We start from the raw sequence: 20,696 nt of genomic DNA, 5'->3' as shown, positions 1-20,696 counted from the left end.
CCAATGAAATTAACATTTTTCACGATGCGTTTTCCGGTCAGCTCTGAAACTTTCGTGCTGAACCAGGTGACGCATTTTATTGATATCGGCTATGACGTTGAGATTATCTCGGTGTTCCCGGGCGATCTGGTAAACCGGCACGGGGCCTTCGACCGCTATAATCTGGCGGAAAAAACCCACTATCTGCTGCCGGAAGAGAAGGTGACCAATGCGGACAAGCTGAAGCAGCGTCTGCAGATCGTGTTGCCGAAAATTCTTAGCTCCGCCACTCTGAAATCATTCAATATCGGGCGCTACGGCGCGCAGTCGAGCAAGCTGCTGTTGCCGGCGATTGTTGCCGCCAACAAGACGCCGTTTGTCGCGGACGTGTTCCTGGTGCACTTCGGTTACGCCGGGGCGCTGGCGAACAAGCTGCGCGAGCTTGGCGTACTGCAGGGCAAGCAGGCCACCGTATTCCACGGGGCGGATATCTCCCGCCGCCATATCCTTGAAGAGCACAAAGAGGATTACGCGCGCCTGTTTACCCAGAGCGAACTGCTGTTGCCGATCAGTCATCTGTGGGAGCGCAAGTTGATCGAGATGGGCTGCCCGCCGGAGAAGATCCACGTGACGCGCATGGGCATCGAGCCGGAGAAATTTAATCTGCAGGCCCGTGATTCGCTTCACCAGCCGCTGCGCATTCTCTCCGTGGCTCGCCTGACCGAGAAAAAAGGGCTGGGCGTGGCGATTGATGCCTGCAAAATCCTGAAAGCGCAGGGCGGTCACTTCGAGTACACCATCGTCGGTAACGGCGACCTTGAAGATGAGCTGCGTGCCACCATCACCAACGCCAAGTTGGAAGAGTGCGTGAAGATGGTTGGCTTCAAACCGCAGGAGGAGATTAAACGCTATCTGGATGAAGCCGATATCTTCCTGCTGCCGTCGCTGACCGCTGCCGATGGCGATATGGAAGGGATCCCCGTCGCGCTGATGGAGGCGATGGCCGTCGGGCTGCCGGTGGTGTCGAGCGAGCACAGCGGTATTCCTGAGCTGATCGAGCACAATGTCTCCGGCTGGCTGGCGCCAGAGGGCGACGCCGAAGCGCTGGCCGACATCCTGCTGAAATTGTCGAAGGGCGAGGCCGATGTTGCCCCAGTGGTGGCCGCAGCCCGTCTTAAGGTTGAAACCGAGTTTAACCAGCATATTGCCTACCGCAGGCTGGCCGAAATTCTGGAGCAATTAGCGTGAGTAGTTTAAAAAACCAGGCCGTATGGCTGTTTGGTGGTACCTGTTTTGCTGCGGTACTGCAAGTGGTTCAGCTGGGCGTACTGGCGCGCAAACTGGAAGCGCATGAACTGGGTATTCTGGCAATTATCAATGCCATCCTCGCGGTGGCCATGGTGTTGCAGGATATGGGGATGAGCAGCTATATCGTGCATCGCCAGAACATTACCCGCAAAGAGCAGAGCACCATCTATTGGGTGAACGTGCTGCTCAGCCTGCTGACCGGGCTGCTGCTGATCGCCATTGCCTGGCCGATTGCGTACTTTTATCATCTGCCGCAGCTCACCGGGTTGATCATGCTGACCAGCCTGAACTTCCTGGTGCTCGGCTCGCTGTCGCAGTATCAGGCGCACTTTATCAAAGCCAAGCGCATGGTGCTGCTGGCGAAGATAGAGATGGTGACTAAGTTCCTCGCTTTCGCTCTGACGGTCGCGCTGCTGTACCTCACGCCGCTTAACGTTTCGGCGGTGATCCTCGGCCTGTTCGCCAATGCCGCCATGCGTATTCTCTGCATGATCGGGTTTGGTGAGAAGTCGTGGCGTCCAACCTTTGAGTTTGATAAAGGCACCTTCTTCAGTTCGATGAAGTACGGCGTGTATCAGCTCGGCTCGCAGACCATTAACCAGCTGCGCACCCAGGCCGACTCCCTGATTGTCGGCAAGGTGATGGGCGCCGAGATGCTCGGGGTTTACTCGCTGGCAAAAGAGCTGGTGCTGCAACCGCTGAAGCTGGTGACGCCGGTCATTAACCGCCTGGCACTGCCACGCTTTGCTGAAAAACAGCATGAGCCTGCGCAGCTGCAGAAGCTGTTCCTCAAGGGCACGCTGGCGATTATGCTGTTCAGCAGCCTGATGTATCTGGCGATTGGTATTCTCTCCCCGGTGATTGTTCGCGTGCTTTACGGTACGGCTCATGAGGCGGTAGGGCACCTGATCCCACTGATGCTGCTGTTCGGCATGCTGCGCCCGATGGGCGGGCTGACCGGCGCGATCTCCCAGGCCAATGGCCGCACCAACGTCGAGTTCTACTGGAATATTGTTGCCAGTCTGATCGTGGTTGCGGTGCTGGCGACAACCTGGATCTGGCCAAATGTCGCTTACGTGGCGCTGACGCTGTCGATTTCCCAGGTGCTGATTTCTGGCTTCGCGCATCCGTTCTTTATTAAGCCAGTGATTGGGATCCGCTTCATTCCGTACGCCCGCCAGTGGGTGTCGGTGTCGGTGGTGTTCGTCGGAATCATGGCGCTGGTCAGTTATTATAATTTATTTGTGATGCCCGAATGGTTCAGCGGCATCCTGTAACCCGGTAATAAATATAAGGTCACCCTGGCGGTGGCCTTTTTTATAGCTGGCCCTGGCGCTATTTTTTCAGATTAAGATTATACTTGTGAATCATCCCTTTAATGCATAATGAGTGAACGTTTTTTACTTCATTTATATGGAAAAAATATGACCAAGCTTAAAGCAGTTATCCCGGTTGCGGGTCTCGGTATGCATATGCTCCCTGCTACAAAAGCCATTCCTAAAGAGATGTTGCCGGTAGTCGATAAGCCGATGATTCAGTACATCATCGACGAGTGCGTGGCAGCAGGTATCAAGGAAATTGTTCTGGTCACCCACGCGTCCAAGAATGCGGTCGAAAACCATTTTGATACTTCCTACGAACTGGAAGCCCTGCTCGAAGCGCGCGTTAAGCGTTCCCTGCTGAGCGAAGTGAAATCTATCTGCCCACCGGGCGTGACCATTATGAACGTGCGCCAGCCTCAGCCGCTGGGCCTGGCGAATGCGCTGCTGTGCGCGCGCCCGATGCTGCATGACGAAGCGTTTGTTGTGGTACTGCCGGACGTGTTGCTGGACAACGCCAGCGCCGACCCACTGCGCTATAACCTGGCTGCCATGGTGGCACGTTTCGAAGAGACCGGCCGCAGCCAGGTACTGGCACACCACATGCCGGAAGCCGATCTCTCCGAATACTCGGTGATCACCACCGACGAGCCGCTGGATTTTGCCGGTAAAGTGGCCTCTATTGTTGAGTTCGTCGAGAAACCTGAAAACCCACAGACGCTGAACTCCGATCTGGCTGCGGTAGGTCGCTACGTGCTGTCTGCGGATATCTGGACCGAGCTGGAAAACCTTGAGCCGGGTGCCTGGGGCCGTTATCAGCTGACCGACGCCATTGCCAACCTGAATAAAAAACAGCCGGTTGACGCGCACCTGCTGAGCGGCGACAGCTTTGACTGTGGTCGTAAGCTGGGTTACATGAAAGCCTTCGTGACCTGGGGCCTGCGTAACCATGACCAGGGCCGCGATTTCCGCGAAGAAATTCAGAAGATTTTAGCGAAACAACCTTAACCCGAACGTGGCCACGCCCGGCGTGGTTGCAAGGAGTCAACATGGCTATTTTAGTAACGGGCGGAGCTGGCTACATCGGTTCCCACACGGTGCTGGCGCTGCTTGAGCGCGGCGACGACGTTGTAGTACTGGATAACCTGAGCAACGCATCACGTGAATCAATCAGCCGGGTTGAGAAGCTGACCGGCAGGAAAGCGGTGTTCTGCGAAGGTGATATCCTCGATCGCGCCTGCCTGCGTGATATCTTCGCCAGTAACAGCATCAGCGCGGTGATCCACTTTGCCGGCCTGAAGGCGGTGGGGGAGTCAACCCGCATGCCGCTGGAGTATTACCAGAACAACGTCACCGGTACGCTGGTGCTGTTGGAAGAGATGCGCAGTGCCGGTGTGAACCAGTTTATTTTCAGCTCCTCCGCCACTGTGTACGGCGCTGATGCCCCGGTTCCCTACGTGGAAACCACGCCAATCGGCGGCACCACCAGCCCTTACGGCACCTCCAAGCTGATGGTTGAGCTGATCCTGCGCGATTACGCTAAAGCCAACCCGGAGTTCAAAACCATCGCGCTGCGCTACTTTAACCCGGTTGGCGCGCATGAGTCTGGCCAGATTGGCGAAGACCCGAACGGTATCCCGAACAACCTGCTGCCATACATTGCGCAGGTCGCTATCGGCCGCCTGGAAAAGCTCGGCATCTTTGGTGGCGATTACCCAACAAAAGACGGCACGGGTGAACGTGACTATATCCACGTCATGGATCTGGCAGAAGGGCATCTGAAGGCGCTGGACCATATCGCGGCGGTTGACGGCTATAAAGCCTATAACCTCGGTGCCGGCGTTGGCTACTCGGTGCTGGAGATGGTGAAAGCCTTTGAGAAAGCGGCGGGTAAACCGGTGCCGTATCAGATTTCACCGCGCCGCGCTGGCGACCTGCCGGCTTTCTGGGCGGATGCCTCGCTGGCGGACAAAGAGCTGAACTGGCGTGTCTCTCGCGGTATCGATGAGATGATGCGCGATACCTGGAACTGGCAGTCGAACAATCCTAACGGTTACCGATAGTTCAGACATGACTGGCATTGATTAAAAAAACTCCCTGATTTGGGAGTTTTTTCATTTCTGCGGGCAGCGAAATTTTGCACGAGACTGCAACCGATAAGCGCTGGCGTCATAACGGTAGTGGCGTGTCAAAAAATAACCGGTCAGTGATACTTAATTGTTCAACGTGGTTGAGAATGGTAAATTACATAAAAAAGACAGTAGATTAAGCTTGTGTGACCGCGCCAATAGTATAAGAATTGTCGCACAATTTTGTAACGCGGCATGTGGATTTGTTTCCAGGATAAATCCAATAAAAAAAAACAAAGCTGGCCGGAATTCACTGGCTATGCTTGTAGGTGAATCAGTGACAGCCAACTGGTAGCTATAGCCAGGGGCGGTAGCGTGGTCAAATTTAGTCAGGATGCTTAAATTTTGTGGGCACGGGTAAACATATGCTAGATATCATTGTTGTCTTTGTAGGCGCACTGGCGCTGCTGTTCGCCGCGCGAAAAATTGCCCGTCGGGTTGGCCTGGTCGACAAGCCGAACGCGCGCAAGCATCACTCCGGACACATCCCGCTGGTGGGTGGGGTTTCTATCTATTTTTCGTTATGGCTACTGTATAGTCTGCAGCCTGGCTGGCTGCCGGGTTTTCCAGTCTACATGCTGTGCATCACTCTGCTGCTGCTGGTCGGCGTGATTGACGACCGCTTTGACCTGCCGGTGATGCCGCGCATGCTGGTACAGGCCGGGGTAGCGGGGATTATGATGTGGCAGGGGCTGGCGATTGACTCGCTGGGCACCTTCCTGTTTGGCTACCCGCTGATGTTGGGGGCGCTCGGATATCTGGTAACGCTGTTTGCCGTGATCGGTTCGATCAATGCCTTTAATATGGTTGACGGTATCGACGGCTTACTCGGTGCCCTGGCCAGCGTGGCCTTTGCCACCCTGAGCATGCTGTTCTTCTTCGGCGGACAGACGGAGCTGGGGATGTGGTGCCTGGCGCTGGTGGTGGCCTGCATGCCGTACATTCTGCTCAACCTCGGGGTGCCGTGGGGGCGGAAATTCAAAATATTTATGGGTGATGCCGGCAGCATGCTGATCGGCTTCACCGTAATCTGGCTACTTATCCTTGCCTCACAGGGCGAAGACGCGGTGATGGCACCGGTGACCGCATTGTGGATTATTGCTCTGCCGTTGATGGATATGATCCGCGTGATGATCTCCCGCGTACGCCGCGGCAGCAGCCCGTTCCGCCCCGATCGCGAGCACCTGCACCACATCCTGATGCGCGCCGGATTCAGCGGTCGTATGACCTTAGCGATCATGACTTCAGGCCAGCTGTTTAGCGGCATGCTCGGTATTATCCTCGAAGGTTGCCACGTGCCGGATAACTGGCAGTTTGCTATCTTCTGCCTGAGTTTTATCGCGTTTATTTATGGCGTACGCATGGTGGCGAGAATAAAGCTCACTTCTGACACTATTATGACGGTGAAATAGAAATTCATCTGATGCAGAAATAAAATTGAATACAGAGAGAATAGAAGCGTGAAAATTTTAGTGACGGGCGGAGCCGGATTTATCGGCTCGGCCGTGGTTCGCCATATTATTAACAGCACCTCTGACAGCGTCATCAATGTCGATAAATTAACCTACGCCGGCAATCTGGAATCTCTGGCGGATGTCAGCAGCAGTGAACGTTATGCCTTTGTGCAGGCAGATATCTGCGACAGCGCGGCAATGAGTGCCATTTTCAGCCAGCATCAGCCTGATGCGGTAATGCACCTGGCGGCGGAGAGCCATGTCGACCGCTCAATCAGCGGCCCGGCAGCATTTATTGAAACCAATATTGTCGGTACCTATGTACTGCTTGAAGCCGCGCGTAGCTACTGGAATGGATTAGATTCAGACCGTAAAGCGGCGTTTCGCTTCCACCATATCTCGACGGATGAAGTGTATGGCGACCTGCCGCATCCTGATGAAGAGCCTGCGGGTGCTGCACTGCCACTGTTCACTGAAACCACGCCGTATGCACCCAGCAGCCCTTACTCCGCGTCAAAAGCATCCAGCGACCATCTGGTTCGCGCCTGGCTGCGTACTTACGGATTTCCGACAATCGTCACCAACTGTTCCAATAATTATGGCCCATACCACTTCCCGGAAAAACTGATCCCGTTGGTGATCCTCAACGCGCTGGATGGCAAAGCGCTGCCGGTATACGGTAAAGGCGATCAAATCCGCGACTGGCTGTATGTAGAAGACCATGCGCGCGCGCTCTATACCGTGGTGACGCAGGGGCAGATAGGTGAGACCTATAACATCGGCGGCCACAATGAGAAGCAGAATCTGCAGGTGGTAGAAACTATCTGTGACCTGCTGGACGAACTGGTGCCTAAAGAGTGCAGCTACCGCCAGCAGATTACCTATGTTGCCGACCGCCCGGGCCACGATCGCCGCTACGCCATCGATGCCGCTAAGATTGCAGCAGAACTTAACTGGCAACCGCAGGAAACCTTTGAAAGCGGGATCCGCAAAACGGTGCAGTGGTATCTGACTCACAGTGAGTGGGTTAGCAATGTGAAGAGCGGGGCCTACCAGTCGTGGATTGAGCAGAACTATAGTGAACGTCAGCCATGAATATTCTGCTGTTCGGGAAAAATGGACAGGTGGGCTGGGAGTTACAACGTTCCCTGGCGCCGCTGGGTAACGTCACCGCGCTGGCAACATCCTCTACTGACTACTGTGGTGACTTCACTAACACTGCAGGCATCATTGCCACCATCCGCGCCCTTCGACCTGACGTCATCGTAAATGCAGCCGCTTACACTGCCGTTGATAAAGCGGAAAGTGAGCCGGAACAGGCACGCTTAATTAATGCCGTCACCGTCGAGGCCATCGCTAAAGAAGCTCAGGCGCTGGGTGCATGGCTGGTGCATTACTCTACTGACTATGTTTTTCCTGGTAACGGTGAGCAACCTTGGTCTGAAGATGATCGGACTGGTCCGCTTAATGCCTATGGAGCAAGTAAGTTGGCAGGTGAGCAGGCCATTAGGCAGTACTGCCAGAAGCATCTTATCTTCCGCACCAGCTGGGTTTACGCCACTAAAGGCAATAATTTCGCCAAGACAATGTTACGACTGGCGAAGGAGCGGGCTGAACTGGGGATTATAAACGATCAGTACGGAGCACCAACCGGTGCAGATCTGTTGGCTGATTGTACTGCTCATGCCATTACTGCTGCCCAGCGTGACTCTTCGGTTGCTGGTCTTTATCATCTGGTTGCTTCAGGAACCACCACATGGTTCGACTACGCCAGCCTGGTGTTTACTCAGGCAAGAAAGGCGGGTGTTGCGCTGGCGCTCACAGAGGCGAAACCTCTGCCGACCAGCAGCTATCCCACTCCGGCTCAGCGACCTTTGAATTCTCGCCTTGATAACGCAAAGTTTCAGCAAACTTTTGCACTTGATCTGCCAGAGTGGCAGGCAGGTGTCCGACGCATGCTCGAAGAGCTTGCAGCGTTACGGGCAATTTGACCCATTCAAATTCTGAGATTTGCTCAGAATGACAGATTAGAGATACCCAATGCGTAAAGGAATTATTCTGGCGGGCGGTTCAGGCACTCGCCTGTACCCGGTCACGATGGCCGTCAGTAAACAGCTGCTACCTATCTACGACAAGCCGATGATCTATTACCCAATCAGCACCCTGATGCTGGCGGGAATTCGCGATATATTGATTATCAGTACCCCGCAGGATACACCGCGCTTTGAGCAGCTGCTGGGCGATGGCAGCCAGTGGGGCCTGAACCTGCAGTATAAAGTGCAGGAAAGCCCGGACGGACTGGCGCAGGCCTTTATTATTGGTGAAGAGTTTATCGGTGATGATAACGTTGCGCTGGTATTGGGCGATAACATTTTCTACGGCCATGACCTGCCGAAAGAGCTGGAAGCTGCGGTAAACCAGAAATCTGGTGCTACAGTCTTTGCTTACCACGTCAACGATCCAGAACGCTACGGCGTAGTGGAATTCGACAAAGAGGGCATCGCTGTCTCCCTCGAAGAAAAACCGCTGGAGCCGAAGAGTAACTATGCGGTGACCGGGCTTTATTTCTACGATAACAGCGTGGTGAATATGGCTAAAAGCCTTAAACCCTCACCGCGCGGCGAGTTGGAAATCACCGATATCAACCGCCTGTATATGGAGCAGGGCAGTCTCTCTGTGGCGATGATGGGGCGCGGCTATGCGTGGCTGGATACCGGTACGCATCACAGCCTGATTGAAGCGAGTAATTTTATCCAGACTATTGAACAGCGACAGGGCCTGAAAGTCTCCTGCCCGGAAGAGATTGCCTATCGTAAAGGTTTTATTGATGCGGAACAGGTCAAGAAACTGGCTGCACCTTTATCGAAGAATGAGTATGGGCAGTATCTGCTCAAAATGGTGAAAGGATACTGATGCCATGAACGTGATTAAAACTGATATCCCTGATGTACTAATCTTTGAACCCAAAGTGTTTGGCGATGAGCGAGGTTTTTTCTTTGAAAGCTTCAGCCAGAAAGTGTTTGAAGAGGCAGTAGGGCGCAAAGTTGAGTTTGTTCAGGATAACCATTCTAAGTCTTCCAAAGGTGTTCTGCGCGGGCTGCACTATCAGCTGGCGCCACACGCGCAGGGTAAATTAGTGCGTTGTGTTGCTGGTGAAGTATTTGATGTGGCGGTGGATGTTCGAACGGAATCACCAACATATGGAAAGTGGGTCGGGGTCAATCTCTCAGCTGAGAATAAACGTCAGTTGTGGATCCCAGAAGGTTTTGCACATGGTTTTCTAGTTTTGAGCGAAAATGCTGAATTTGTGTATAAAACTACCAGTTACTATCAGCCTCTTAGCGAAAGCTCGATTATATGGAATGATGAGACTTTAAATATTAAATGGCCGATAATGGAAGAAATCATTTTATCAGCTAAAGATAGTGCAGCCAAAAAAATCGCGGATAAAAACCAGTAGGATTATATGAACAACCGCTTAGCAATAAAAGAAAATATCGCATATTATCTTCCTCAGTTTCATCAAATCGCTGAGAATGATCAGTGGTGGGGAGAGGGATTTACTGAATGGACTCAAGTGAAGTCAGCTCAAAAATTATTCAAAGAACATGATATCTTGCATCCAATGGATGAAGAGTACTATGAATTGAATGATGTTTTAATTTTAGAAAAACAATACAAATTAGCTAAGGAAAACTCTGTAACAGGTTTCTGTTTTTGGCATTATTGGTTTGGAAATGGCGAAAAACTTCTTGAAAAACCAGCTGAACTCCTTCTGAAGAGTAATGCTGATGTAAGGTATTGTTTTGGATGGGCAAATCACTCTTGGTGGAATAAAAGCATTAATAAACTATTAAAAGAACAAAAATACTTGGGGCGTGCAGATCAAGAGATGCATTTTAATTATCTTTTAGATTTCTTCAGAGATGAAAGATATATTAAAATTAATGGTAAACCTGTTTTTTTAGTTTTCAAAATATTTGAAATACCGGATGCAGTTGATTGGGTTAAAAACTTCAGAGAATTAGCAAAGAAACATGGTTTCCCAGATTTATATATAATAGGTGAGTTTTGTAAATATGAGGACTTAGAAACGTATAATATTGATGCAGTAGTGAATTCTCGTGGGATGTTTAAAAATAGGAACTTCTACGAAAAAGTACGTGATAAGTTAATTCGGAAAAAAATATTACCCGAAAAGTTATTTAACCCTAGAGTTTATTCATATCCATCACTTGCATCTGGTTTCAATAATGCAGGAACCGCTAAAAAAAATGTGTTCCCAGTAATCATCCCCCGCTGGGATTCAACTATTAGACATGGAAAGAATGGATGGCTTCTGAATGGTTCTACGCCATATACATTTGAGAATCATGTGCAACAGGTCAAAGAGATCCTTTCAAAGAAAGAGTTAGATGATCGTGTGGTAATTTTGAAATCTTGGAATGAGTGGGCTGAAGGGAATTTCATAGAACCGGATGACAAATATAAAGACACCTATCTTAAAATCATTCAAAAGCATTTTGAAGTAATAAAATGAAAATCATATTGGAATTATACAAATCATTAGGTTTTGCGAAAATCAAAAGGAAAGTTAAGAATTTTATTTTTAATATAAAAATGAGGAAAAAAAATATTTATCTTTCCTTGGATTCAAGTGTAAAAAACTGCAGTTTTGAAACGAACATTGCAATATTAGGAAATGCAGTAGTATTAAATTCAAATATCGGTAAGGGTACTTATATAGGTAGTGGTGCCTTACTGAAAGGTTGTAAAATAGGGCGGTTTTGTTCAATTGCTCCTGATGTGAAAATCGTTACTGGAAATCATCCGACCTCAGGTTTTATATCTACCCATCCTATGTTTTACTCAGCTACTAACGAGACTCTACCACTTTTAGGACTTAATTCACTTAAAAAAGACAAGTTCGCGAATTACTCTTACGCTGATTCTGACGGGAAATTTGTTGTAATTCATAATGATGTGTGGATTGGTCAAAATGTACTTATTATGAATGGTGTGTCCATAGGTAATGGTGCAGTTATTGCCGCTGGGGCAGTCGTTAATAGAGATGTAGAGCCCTACTCAATTGTGGGTGGAGTACCAGCCAAGTTGATTAAGAAAAGATTTTCTGAGGATATAATAAATAAAATAAATGGCTTTGCATGGTGGGATCGTGAAATTGATGATTTGAAGATGAATGCGGAATTATTCGAATCAATAGATGAATATCACAGTAAAAAAAGCAAGGTATTTAAGTGATTAGAAAAAATGCTTTTGCCAATCTCCTTGGTAGACTATGGGGAATTATCTCTCTTTTTGCATTTGTGCCAGCCTATATATCGTACTTGGGTGAGAATAATTATGGATATATAGGCTTTTACGCAACATTAATGGCATTACTATCATTTGCAGATTTAGGTTTTTCTTCTACAACCACTCGTGAGTTCGCGAGACTTTCTGTTGATTCTTCCAGGGAGAATGAAAAAGCAAGCTTGTTATTTACCTACGAGATATTGTATTTAGTTATTTCTTTGTTTTTATTATTGGCAATGTATTTAAGTTCAAGTTATGTATCCACTCATTGGCTTAATGTTGGAAATAAATCTGAGTCAGTATCGTTATTGATATTCCTTATGGGGGCTTGCATTGCAGTACAACTACCATCGAATCTGTACATTGGCGCACTCATGGGGACCCAGTTGCAGGTACAGGCAAACATAATCCAGGTTGGATGGGGGATATTGAGAGCCGGTGGTGTTATTTTTGTTTTAGAATATATATCTAATACCCTGTATGCGTTTTTCATCTGGCAATTACTAACTAATGTTATTTATTTAATTGTTCTTCATCGCGTCACATGGAAAAAGATAGAATATAAAGTTCGGTCCGTAGATATATTGATTATTAAAAAAACTTACAGATATTCATTAAGTATGGCAGGAATGGGGGTACTATCATCCTTAGTCGTTCAGATGGATAAATTGGCGGTTTCTAGGACTTTCAGTATAGATATGGTTGGTTATTATAGTATAGCAGCCACTTTTTCTTTAATACCTTTAATATTAATAACAACTATAGCAAAAGCAGTATTCCCAAAGTTTACTGCAATGAGAGAAGCTGGTAATCTGATTCAGCTCAATGCCTTTTATTCTCAACTGACGCGGTACTCTTGCTTGATAATAGTTCCATTATCTTTTGTCTTGGCCGGGTACTCTAAGACACTACTGCACATATGGACTAAATCTGAATCGATATCTAATAATATGGCATTAGTGGTTACTTTTTTGATGATATCACAAATGTTGCAGGCGCTTACTGTTTTACCCTACTATTTGTCATTGGGGTATGCTCGGGTTAGAGCTAGTCTAGCTTTTAGTGTGATTTTATTAATACTAATTCCTATTTTAATAAAAGTATTAATACCAGACTATGGGGTAAATGGAGTTGCGATGTCAGTATTGATAGCTAATGCAATAATTTTCATTCCATATATGATATTTATTCATCGGAAGATATTGGTAGGATGCTTGTCAAAATGGTTTGCCTATGTTCTAGGATCAATTATTTTCTCGTCATTGTCGATCTATATATTAAACTTACTTGATATCAAAGATGGTGGTGGGATTTATCATGCCTTCATTAGTGCATTCTCGACATATTTAATTTTAGTTTTGGTAAACATTTTTGTACTTAAGATATCGCCTAAAGATTTCTACAAAATAAAAGAAAGCAGATAGTTAAAAATATATATTTATGTTTATCAGCTTCTTTCCATACCTTGATTGTATCAATTGGATTCGTTTATGTTATTCATAACTTCACTCGTGCTAAGTTTTATCTTGGCTGCGTCATTATCTCGTTTCCAACGGAACAGTAGGGTCTATTTAACAGTAGTTTCATTTTCTTATATTTATAGTTTATTTTTTATGTGTGTGGTTTTCTTGCTGTTGAAATTTAATGGTGAGAATGGTTTTGTATTCCCTGATGAAAGCTTCTATGTCAATGATAATGCTTCCAAGCTACCTTTTTCAGTTTACGTACGGGAGGTAGGAGAATTATTTGGGCTCGATTTCATTAGGGTTATAAATATTTTTGTTTTTACAACTGCATTTGCAGCATTAACCTCAGAAATTATGCTGGAAATAGAAAGTAAAAAAGGCCGATTGTTAGTCATGACTTTTGCTTTGATGGGGATCGTTGTAGGCGGCTATTGGTCTTATTTCATATTGAAAGAAGCATTCAGTATTGCGGCGCTTTCATTCCTTTTAGTTGCATCTTTAAGAAAGAGCCCCATATATTTTTTGAGCTCATTGTTATTCCTAGGTTTTGCCAGGCCTGAGCTTTTTATTCTTTACATAGGCGTACTGTTCGGCTTCTATCTTAAAAAGAAAAATAAGAGATTATTTTATTTTGTGGTTTTAATATTTTTGCTCAGTTTTATTTACTATCTAAATAGTCCGTATGCTCATACATTGAAGCTCTTTACTTTGTCTAAAAGGTTTGGTGAATTAAATGTCAGCTATGACGCTGAAACGCTCATCGTCAGTGATTACAATTTAATTCCATTTATTCTGTCAGGGGCATTTCATCAAGCATTGATTACCAATATAGTCAGTACATTTTATCCCTTTTTAGACATGAACCCTTTGGTTATTTTTCAAAGGACATTCAATATTCTAGCAATGATTTTATTTTTAAAATCAATCAGAGGTCATTTGCTTAGGGATAGAGCCTTCACCTTTTTGTTTGTAATATTAATAGGCCTATTAACCACCCACTCTGTTTACAGATACATCAATACTTTGCTAATTCCTTTTTCAATATATTTTATATATTTAAATGACCAAAAAATAAGAAAGGTTGGTAATGGAAAAGATTTCAATAATAATACCAGTTTATAACTCTTCAAAGTATTTGAAAGATGCATTGGATTCTGTAGTCCAACAAGAGTTATTGAATTATGAGATTTTAGTAATTGACGATGGTTCCACTGAAGAAGAACATAATAAATATTTAGTTATAGTCGATTCATTTAATGAAACGTCGCTCTTCACAAAAAAAAATGGTGGTGCAGCATCTGCTCGAAACCTCGGCGCTCAAAAAGCCAGTGGAAAGATATTGGCTTTTCTGGATTCTGATGACATATGGCTTCCGGGTAAACTAACCAGTCAGCTGAAAATCATGAATGAAGAAAAAGCTGACTTAGTTCTAGGAAATATTCTAGTGGCGGACCATGATTTGAATGTCAAGTATAAAGCAAAAAAAAATCTACCTGCCGAATCTAAGAAACGTATGGAAGGTTTTTTTTATGGCAAAATTCTAATGAATACACCAACAATTATCGTCAGAAAATCCTTCTTTGAGAGATTGAATGGTTTTTGTGAGCTTCTGAAGTATAGGGAAGATCATTATTTTCTTATTAACAGTGCTGCTGAAGGTAAAATCGCCCTTGATAATAAATTCCTTACTGTTCGGCGCGAACGAGAGAATAGCTTAAGCATGGTTTCAGATATTAACACAGAAGTATCCAAACATGCCAAGTTCTGGGAGCTAATAGGTAATAAGTATAAATTTCTGAACTTAAGAAAAGCAAAGATAATGTTATTCATAAGGTTATACGTTTATTATATTAGAAACAACAGAGCGCATGACTTATCTGGAACGTTGAGATATATTAAACTGGAAAGCACAGTATTATATTTTCTCCTTAAGCCTGCACAATATTTGGGTATGCCTGTAAAGATCTTATTTAATCTTAGAGGAGCTTTAAGACGTGCTTTTAAATAATGCCATAAAGCTAATAAGAAGATTTATTTCAGTAAGTTATATTTGTGTTCTAAAGATTTGCTTCGGAAAATATATAAAATTACCAAATCTTTTTAGATCTTTTATTGCTTCAGGCTCGCTAATAAATATTACTCAAGGTAGCCTATTATTTAATGGAAGGTTCTATTCACGTAGATTCTTGACTATCAATATTAATGGTGGACGTGTAGTTATTGGTGATGGTGTTTTTTTTAATCAAAATGTCAGTATCAATTGTCAAAAGCTTGTCACCATTGGTGAAAATAGTATCCTTGGTGAGAATGTAAAGATCTATGATCACAATCATCGATTCCGTAGCTCTGCACCTATACTCCAGCAGGGATTCAAATCGAAGGCGGTTAGCATTGGTAGTAACGTTTGGATTGGAACTAATACAGTAATACTTTCTGGTGTATCAATTGGAAACAACACAGTCGTTAGTGCAGGGTCAGTAGTCAAAAAGGACATTCCTGATAATTCACTCTTCATTGATGGAAATTTCGAGATGATAGTAAGGGAAAAATTGTGAGCATTGCGGTAGTGACGATAGAGCGAAGATATAAATACTTCGATGGTGAATTTTACGTTCAAGGAATTGAAGATGATGATTTCTTTTGTCGCTATCTTGATACCTTCGATTTTGTGAAAATCATTGCCAGAGTTGAAACTGTAACTTCCCCTCCAGAGAACTATAAAAAATTCAATAATAAGAAAATTAGTTTCCTGCCTATATTTACTACAGGTACAGGGGTAATGGAATTCGCTTCAATTTGGCGAATATTGACACTACTTGAAAGTAGAGAACACTATTTAATTATCAGGACTCCTGGGATTTTGGCATATTTAGTGTCATTGATATGTATCTTAAGGAATAAAAGTTTTAGCCTTGAGGTTGTAACGAATCCGGAACAAGAGGCTCGTCATTCTACCAATAATAAATTGATAAACTACGCATTGTTCATCATATTTGGTTTCATCTTTAGAATGCAGCTATATTTTTCAAATTTCGTTTCATTTGTCACTGAGCATGAGATTCAAGATCAGTATTTAAAAGATAATAAAAAATTGAGTGAAAAGTTTAACTCTTCGTATAGTAGTATAACTTTACCAAAAGAGCTTTATGCCACTATTGAATCACTGGAAGAGCGTTCGAGAAGGTATGATCAATGTGATGATGACATAGTTCTTCTTTTTATGGGCGTATTGGACAGGAATTTCAAAGGATTAGACGTTTTTCTAAAAACAATTGAGAAGTTGCCAGTCAATTACAAAGGGATAATTGTAGGCGATGGATTATTATTAAAAGATTATAAAGAATTAGCCAATAAACTAGGTGTCTATGAGCGGGTTTTTTTCACAGGCTATATAGACTCACCTCAGATGAAAAAAGAAATAATGGACCATTCCGATATATTTATCCTTTCATCACGTAGAGAAGGATTACCAAGAGTGGTTATCGAAGCTATGTCAAATGGACTTCCATGCATTTGCACTAATGTTTCTGGTGTAAAGGAGTTAATATCTTCTTCTATGATATATCCTGTCGATGATTCAGCAAGTGCAGCAGTAATCATTCTTTCCTTGAGTAAAGATAAATATAAATTTCATTCCAATAACAATTATGTAAAAGCATTAGAGTTTGAGAGTAGCGAACTTCAGCTTAAGCGTAATTGCTTCTATTTTAAGGTAAAGAACAGTGAAAGTTCTTCATTTAAGTAAATATTATAAACCTTTCTCTGGTGGGCTCGAACAGGTTGTTGCAGATATTTGTGAAGGTCTGGTTGAGAAAGGTATTCCTACCAGTGTACTGTGCGTAAATCATCTGAAGGAAAGTTTTAAAACCTACTCATATAATAATGTAAGTGTTTCGAGCTGCCCTTCTGATCTTCATCGTCATTCCGCTGATTTTTCATTAAGTTATATAAATAAATGTAGGGAGATGGTAAAGGATTTTGATATCATACACGTCCATTTACCTAACCCTCTAGCTAACATAGCATTGATGACATCGAAGCTTAGTGGGAAAAAAATTATTGTTCACTGGCACAGCGATATTATTAAACAAAGAAAAATAAAGTTTTTTTATCAACCATTCCAAGACTGGTTATTACGTCGGGCAGATAGAATTATTGCCACATCGTCAGTTTATGCTGAAAATTCTAAAGATATTAGTAGATTTCATCATAAATTAGTAGTTATTCCAATCGGTATCTCACCTAATGGTTTAACACCAAATATAAATGTAGTAGATCACTTAAAATCTAAATATAAAAATAAAAAATTGATATTTTCTTTAGGTCGGTTGGTTTATTATAAAGGTTTTGAGTATCTCATTGAGGCTGCTAAATTTCTTCCAGAGAATACAGTTGTTGCAATAGGTGGTACTGGGCCAGACAAATCTAAACTGGAAAAGCTGATTGAGGTAAATAATCTCTCTGGAAAGGTAGAGTTGCTTGGTTTTGTTAAAGATGAGGATTTAGCATCATGGTATGAAGCTTGTGATGTTTTTTGTTTACCCTCAATCGAGAAATCTGAAGCTTATGGTGTTGTTCAATTAGAGTCTTTTTCACTCAACACACCTGTTGTATCTTGCAGTATTCCTGGCTCTGGCGTTGGCTGGGTTAATAGGGATGGTATATCAGGTCTGGTAGTTGAACCTAAATCTGCTAAAGCACTTGCAGAAGCCTTGAATTCTATACTTTCAGAGAAAGTAACTTTTTATAACATTAGAGCTTACTTCGATGATAATTTTAATTCCGAAATTATGGTCGACAAAACATATGAATTGTATAGATCTCTCATTTGAATTAATTAACGTTTTGCATATCAAATAAGGCATTAAAATGCTACTTCCTGTGATTCTCGCCGGCGGTTCTGGTACTAGAATGTGGCCATTATCTAGAATGAGCTACCCTAAACAATTTCTTTCTCTGTATTCTGATGACTCAATGATACAGGACACTTTCAACAGACTTAAAAATATTAGTTATGATGCTTCTCTCGTTATCTGCAATGATGAGCACAGGTTTCTTGTGGCGGAACAGCTGAGAAGGATTAATAATAAAAAAGTTGATATCCTCTTAGAACCAGTCGGTAAAAATACAGCACCTGCAGTTGCCCTGGCAGCAATAAAAGAAGTCTTATCTGGACGTGACCCTATTTTATTGGTGCTCGCTGCGGATCACATAATAAAGGATGTAATCTCCTTTGAGAATGCAGTTCGTGATGCAACAATACTTGCTGAAACTGGTAAACTAGTTACATTCGGTATTACCGCTAATAAACCTGAAACTGGATATGGCTACATAAAAAAAGGTGAAAAGGTTTCAGAGTCTGGCTACGCAGTGGATAGTTTTCATGAAAAACCCTCCGTGGAATTAGCTTGCGAGTTTCTTTCTGAAGGAAACTACTTATGGAATAGTGGTATGTTTCTCTTTAAAGCTTCAGCTTATCTTAGCGAATTAGAAAAATATCGCCCTGATATTTTAATTTCTTGTCAAAAGGCTTTTGCCGGTTCTTATAAAGATCTAGATTTCATAAGAATCGATGCAAACTCATTCTCATGTTGCCCTTCTGAATCCATTGATTTTGCTGTAATGGAAAATACTAAAGAAAGTATAGTAGTCCCAATGGATGCTGAATGGAATGACGTCGGATCATGGTTATCACTCTGGGATATTTCAAAGAAAAATGAAGATGGAAATGTCATCCGTGGTGACGTTATACAAATAAATAGTGCTAATAACTTTTTATACAGTGATTGTGGTTTGCTAGCTACCGTAGGCATTAATAACTTAATTGTAGTGAAAACTAAAGATGCAACTTTAATCGCTAATAGCAAAGACGGTCAGGATGTTAAAAAAGTTGTAGATAGGCTAAAAGAACTTAAACGCACTGAACATATTAATAATCACGTCATATTCAAACCTTGGGGCGAATATGACATGATAGAAAACGGAACAGATTATCAAGTTGGCAAAATTACCTTACGCCCCGGAAAAAAAATACAAAATCAAATTCATTACCATAGGGCGGAACATTGGATAGTTATATCTGGTACTGCATTAGTTCATTGTGGTGAAAATACATTTGTGTTGGAGAGTAACAAATCCACGTTCATCCCAGCAGGTGTGACCCATTCTCTTGAAAACCCTGGTAAAGTGCCATTGGAAGTTATTGAAATCAAGACAGGTAACTATCTTGAAGACGACGACATGGTTAGAATGCCTTGAATATTATTTATCCTGAAAACATGGACATTCACATGATTAGCTCTGAAATCTTGAACAATAGTGATATTATTTTCGGCACCAGTGGAGCAAGAGGACTCGCTACAGATTTCACAACTGAAGTTTGCCAGGCTTTTACACATTCTTTTGTAGATGTTATGCAGAGGAGGTATCAGTTTTCTCAGTTTGCTATTGGCATAGACAACCGTCCAGAGAGTGAGATAATCGCCCGTCGTTGTGCTGCTGTTCTAAGTCAGTATGGAATTGAGGTGATTTATTGTGGTGTTTTACCAACGCCGGCGTTAGCCTTTTATTCTATTGAGCTTAACATACCATGTATAATGGTAACAGGTAGCCATATTCCCTTTGATAGAAACGGTCTTAAGTTTTATACCCCTGATGGGGAAATTAGCAAGGCTGATGAAGTTAGTATTTTAAATAATAATAAAAGTTTCATTCCAACACCACCATTACCATATCTTTTAAAAAAGAATGATGCCAGCGAAAGATATATATCACGCTACACAGATTTTCTTCCATGTGGCATCTTAAAAGATAAGACTATTGGTATTTACGAACACTCTAGTGCAGGTAGGGATATCTACCCTGAGATATTTACTCGTCTTGGTGCTAATGTTTTCTCTTTAGAGCGTAGCGATAATTTCGTACCAATAGACACTGAAGCTGTGAGCCTAAGTGATATTCAAAAAGCTAAAAAATGGGCATCCCTTTACGATTTTGACGCAATTTTTTCTACTGATGGTGATGGCGATCGTCCTCTTGTAGCTGATGAAAATGGCGAATGGTTACGGGGGGATATACTTGGCCTGCTGTGTGCAGAAGAATTGAATATCAATAAGCTTGCAATCCCTGTTAGTTGTACTACTGCAGTTGAGTTAAGCGGCAAGTTTGAGAAAGTGTCGCGAACTAAGATTGGCTCCCCATTTGTAATAGAGGAGCTTTGTAGCTTACATGATCAGAAGTCTCTTGTTGCTGGTTTTGAAGCTAATGGCGGTTTCCTTCTAGCTAGCGATGTGAGTTACAAAGGAGGCTATTTACATTCTTTATATACTCGTGATGCTGTTCTTCCAGCTTTGATGCTTTTGGTGGCTAGCAGAGAGGTTTCGATTTCCAAACTCCTCGCAAAACTGCCTTCGAGATTTACATCTTCAGACAGGATTAAGGATTTTCCTACAGATATTAGTCTCGCGATTATCTCAAGGGCTTTGGCAAAACCGCAGAATTTAATTGATGAACTGGGTTTCCCTGAATTGCTAGTTGCTAAGGTAGATATTACCGATGGAATGAGAATTATCCTTAACAATAATGATATTCTTCATTTACGTCCTTCTGGAAATGCGCCTGAATTACGTATTTATGCTGAATCTGATGATGCGAATACTGCTGCATTTTATGTTAGTCACGCGTTGGCTTACTTTAAAAAGCTTTACATAAAGTAGACTATTAGTC

General features: G+C 43.6%; 19 protein-coding genes. All 19 read left to right on the top strand.

Features of this window, described 5'->3' with window-relative positions; all coding sequences use genetic code 11:
* Positions 1-3: 3 nt before the first annotated feature.
* The 19 genes from QLG07_RS18960 (at position 4) to QLG07_RS18870 (ending at position 20,686) form a co-directional block, all read left to right on the top strand.
* On the top strand, positions 4-1,227 hold the full coding sequence (locus tag QLG07_RS18960) for a glycosyltransferase (protein WP_230049773.1): 1,224 nt from the start codon (positions 4-6) through the stop codon (positions 1,225-1,227).
* The gene (locus QLG07_RS18955; RefSeq protein ID WP_282469911.1) at positions 1,224-2,564 is read left to right on the top strand and encodes a lipopolysaccharide biosynthesis protein; all 1,341 of its coding nucleotides are present in this window, start codon (positions 1,224-1,226) and stop codon (positions 2,562-2,564) included. Before QLG07_RS18960 ends, QLG07_RS18955 begins: the two co-directional genes overlap by 4 nt.
* 147 nt (positions 2,565-2,711) lie before the next feature.
* On the top strand, positions 2,712-3,614 hold the full coding sequence (gene galF / locus QLG07_RS18950) for a UTP--glucose-1-phosphate uridylyltransferase GalF (protein ID WP_048915584.1): 903 nt from the start codon (positions 2,712-2,714) through the stop codon (positions 3,612-3,614).
* Between the two features lie 41 nt (positions 3,615-3,655).
* The gene (galE, locus tag QLG07_RS18945; RefSeq protein ID WP_187496836.1) at positions 3,656-4,669 is read left to right on the top strand and encodes a UDP-glucose 4-epimerase GalE; all 1,014 of its coding nucleotides are present in this window, start codon (positions 3,656-3,658) and stop codon (positions 4,667-4,669) included.
* A gap of 431 nt (positions 4,670-5,100) precedes the next feature.
* Positions 5,101-6,147: a UDP-N-acetylglucosamine--undecaprenyl-phosphate N-acetylglucosaminephosphotransferase gene (gene wecA, locus QLG07_RS18940; protein ID WP_282469910.1), complete on the top strand. Its 1,047-nt coding sequence runs from the start codon at positions 5,101-5,103 to the stop codon at positions 6,145-6,147.
* Positions 6,148-6,195: 48 nt separating this feature from the next.
* The gene (gene rfbB / locus QLG07_RS18935; RefSeq protein WP_282469909.1) at positions 6,196-7,284 is read left to right on the top strand and encodes a dTDP-glucose 4,6-dehydratase; all 1,089 of its coding nucleotides are present in this window, start codon (positions 6,196-6,198) and stop codon (positions 7,282-7,284) included.
* Positions 7,281-8,180: a dTDP-4-dehydrorhamnose reductase gene (rfbD, locus tag QLG07_RS18930; protein WP_282469908.1), complete on the top strand. Its 900-nt coding sequence runs from the start codon at positions 7,281-7,283 to the stop codon at positions 8,178-8,180. Before rfbB ends, rfbD begins: the two co-directional genes overlap by 4 nt.
* A gap of 49 nt (positions 8,181-8,229) precedes the next feature.
* The gene (rfbA, locus tag QLG07_RS18925; RefSeq protein WP_048915589.1) at positions 8,230-9,102 is read left to right on the top strand and encodes a glucose-1-phosphate thymidylyltransferase RfbA; all 873 of its coding nucleotides are present in this window, start codon (positions 8,230-8,232) and stop codon (positions 9,100-9,102) included.
* 4 nt (positions 9,103-9,106) lie between these two features.
* Positions 9,107-9,649 (top strand): dTDP-4-dehydrorhamnose 3,5-epimerase, encoded by a 543-nt coding sequence (gene rfbC, locus QLG07_RS18920; RefSeq protein ID WP_282469907.1) that lies wholly within the window; start codon positions 9,107-9,109, stop codon positions 9,647-9,649.
* Positions 9,650-9,655: 6 nt separating this feature from the next.
* Complete coding sequence (locus QLG07_RS18915) at positions 9,656-10,729, top strand: glycoside hydrolase family 99-like domain-containing protein (protein WP_282469906.1); 1,074 nt, start codon at positions 9,656-9,658, stop codon at positions 10,727-10,729.
* Positions 10,726-11,451 carry a CatB-related O-acetyltransferase gene (locus tag QLG07_RS18910; RefSeq protein ID WP_282469905.1) on the top strand — a complete coding sequence of 242 codons (726 nt, stop codon included), beginning with the start codon at positions 10,726-10,728 and terminating at the stop codon, positions 11,449-11,451. Before QLG07_RS18915 ends, QLG07_RS18910 begins: the two co-directional genes overlap by 4 nt.
* Positions 11,448-12,929: an oligosaccharide flippase family protein gene (locus QLG07_RS18905; RefSeq protein ID WP_282469904.1), complete on the top strand. Its 1,482-nt coding sequence runs from the start codon at positions 11,448-11,450 to the stop codon at positions 12,927-12,929. The genes QLG07_RS18910 and QLG07_RS18905 overlap by 4 nt, the downstream gene beginning before the upstream one ends.
* 66 nt (positions 12,930-12,995) lie before the next feature.
* On the top strand, positions 12,996-14,093 hold the full coding sequence (locus tag QLG07_RS18900) for a hypothetical protein (protein ID WP_282469903.1): 1,098 nt from the start codon (positions 12,996-12,998) through the stop codon (positions 14,091-14,093).
* On the top strand, positions 14,059-14,979 hold the full coding sequence (locus QLG07_RS18895; RefSeq protein WP_282469902.1) for a glycosyltransferase family 2 protein: 921 nt from the start codon (positions 14,059-14,061) through the stop codon (positions 14,977-14,979). Before QLG07_RS18900 ends, QLG07_RS18895 begins: the two co-directional genes overlap by 35 nt.
* Positions 14,966-15,526 (top strand): acyltransferase, encoded by a 561-nt coding sequence (locus QLG07_RS18890; protein ID WP_282469901.1) that lies wholly within the window; start codon positions 14,966-14,968, stop codon positions 15,524-15,526. The genes QLG07_RS18895 and QLG07_RS18890 overlap by 14 nt, the downstream gene beginning before the upstream one ends.
* Positions 15,523-16,716, top strand: a complete 1,194-nt coding sequence (locus tag QLG07_RS18885) for a glycosyltransferase (RefSeq protein WP_282469900.1) — start codon at positions 15,523-15,525, stop codon at positions 16,714-16,716. The genes QLG07_RS18890 and QLG07_RS18885 overlap by 4 nt, the downstream gene beginning before the upstream one ends.
* The gene (locus tag QLG07_RS18880) at positions 16,694-17,803 is read left to right on the top strand and encodes a glycosyltransferase (RefSeq protein WP_282469899.1); all 1,110 of its coding nucleotides are present in this window, start codon (positions 16,694-16,696) and stop codon (positions 17,801-17,803) included. Before QLG07_RS18885 ends, QLG07_RS18880 begins: the two co-directional genes overlap by 23 nt.
* Positions 17,804-17,840: 37 nt before the next feature.
* Positions 17,841-19,229, top strand: a complete 1,389-nt coding sequence (locus QLG07_RS18875) for a mannose-1-phosphate guanylyltransferase/mannose-6-phosphate isomerase (RefSeq protein ID WP_282469898.1) — start codon at positions 17,841-17,843, stop codon at positions 19,227-19,229.
* A gap of 32 nt (positions 19,230-19,261) precedes the next feature.
* Positions 19,262-20,686 carry a phosphomannomutase gene (locus tag QLG07_RS18870; RefSeq protein WP_282469897.1) on the top strand — a complete coding sequence of 475 codons (1,425 nt, stop codon included), beginning with the start codon at positions 19,262-19,264 and terminating at the stop codon, positions 20,684-20,686.
* The last annotated feature ends 10 nt before the right edge of the window (positions 20,687-20,696 follow it).

The organism is Erwinia sp. V90_4 (assembly GCF_029967685.1).
Lineage (GTDB): Bacteria > Pseudomonadota > Gammaproteobacteria > Enterobacterales > Enterobacteriaceae > Erwinia > Erwinia aphidicola.
Note: the sequence above shows the minus strand (reverse complement) of the source record. Positions and strands in the feature narration are given on the sequence as shown.

What these genes read in the sequence shown, in the direction of transcription:
- QLG07_RS18960 (WP_230049773.1), top strand. Translation starts at nt 4, where the DNA reads ATGAAATTAACATTTTTCACGATGCGTTTTCCGGTCAGCTCTGAAACT.
- galF (WP_048915584.1), top strand. Translation starts at nt 2,712, where the DNA reads ATGACCAAGCTTAAAGCAGTTATCCCGGTTGCGGGTCTCGGTATGCAT.
- galE (WP_187496836.1), top strand. Translation starts at nt 3,656, where the DNA reads ATGGCTATTTTAGTAACGGGCGGAGCTGGCTACATCGGTTCCCACACG.
- wecA (WP_282469910.1), top strand. Translation starts at nt 5,101, where the DNA reads ATGCTAGATATCATTGTTGTCTTTGTAGGCGCACTGGCGCTGCTGTTC.
- rfbD (WP_282469908.1), top strand. Translation starts at nt 7,281, where the DNA reads ATGAATATTCTGCTGTTCGGGAAAAATGGACAGGTGGGCTGGGAGTTA.
- rfbA (WP_048915589.1), top strand. Translation starts at nt 8,230, where the DNA reads ATGCGTAAAGGAATTATTCTGGCGGGCGGTTCAGGCACTCGCCTGTAC.
- rfbC (WP_282469907.1), top strand. Translation starts at nt 9,107, where the DNA reads ATGAACGTGATTAAAACTGATATCCCTGATGTACTAATCTTTGAACCC.
- QLG07_RS18915 (WP_282469906.1), top strand. Translation starts at nt 9,656, where the DNA reads ATGAACAACCGCTTAGCAATAAAAGAAAATATCGCATATTATCTTCCT.
- QLG07_RS18910 (WP_282469905.1), top strand. Translation starts at nt 10,726, where the DNA reads ATGAAAATCATATTGGAATTATACAAATCATTAGGTTTTGCGAAAATC.
- QLG07_RS18900 (WP_282469903.1), top strand. Translation starts at nt 12,996, where the DNA reads ATGTTATTCATAACTTCACTCGTGCTAAGTTTTATCTTGGCTGCGTCA.
- QLG07_RS18895 (WP_282469902.1), top strand. Translation starts at nt 14,059, where the DNA reads ATGGAAAAGATTTCAATAATAATACCAGTTTATAACTCTTCAAAGTAT.
- QLG07_RS18875 (WP_282469898.1), top strand. Translation starts at nt 17,841, where the DNA reads ATGCTACTTCCTGTGATTCTCGCCGGCGGTTCTGGTACTAGAATGTGG.
- QLG07_RS18870 (WP_282469897.1), top strand. Translation starts at nt 19,262, where the DNA reads ATGATTAGCTCTGAAATCTTGAACAATAGTGATATTATTTTCGGCACC.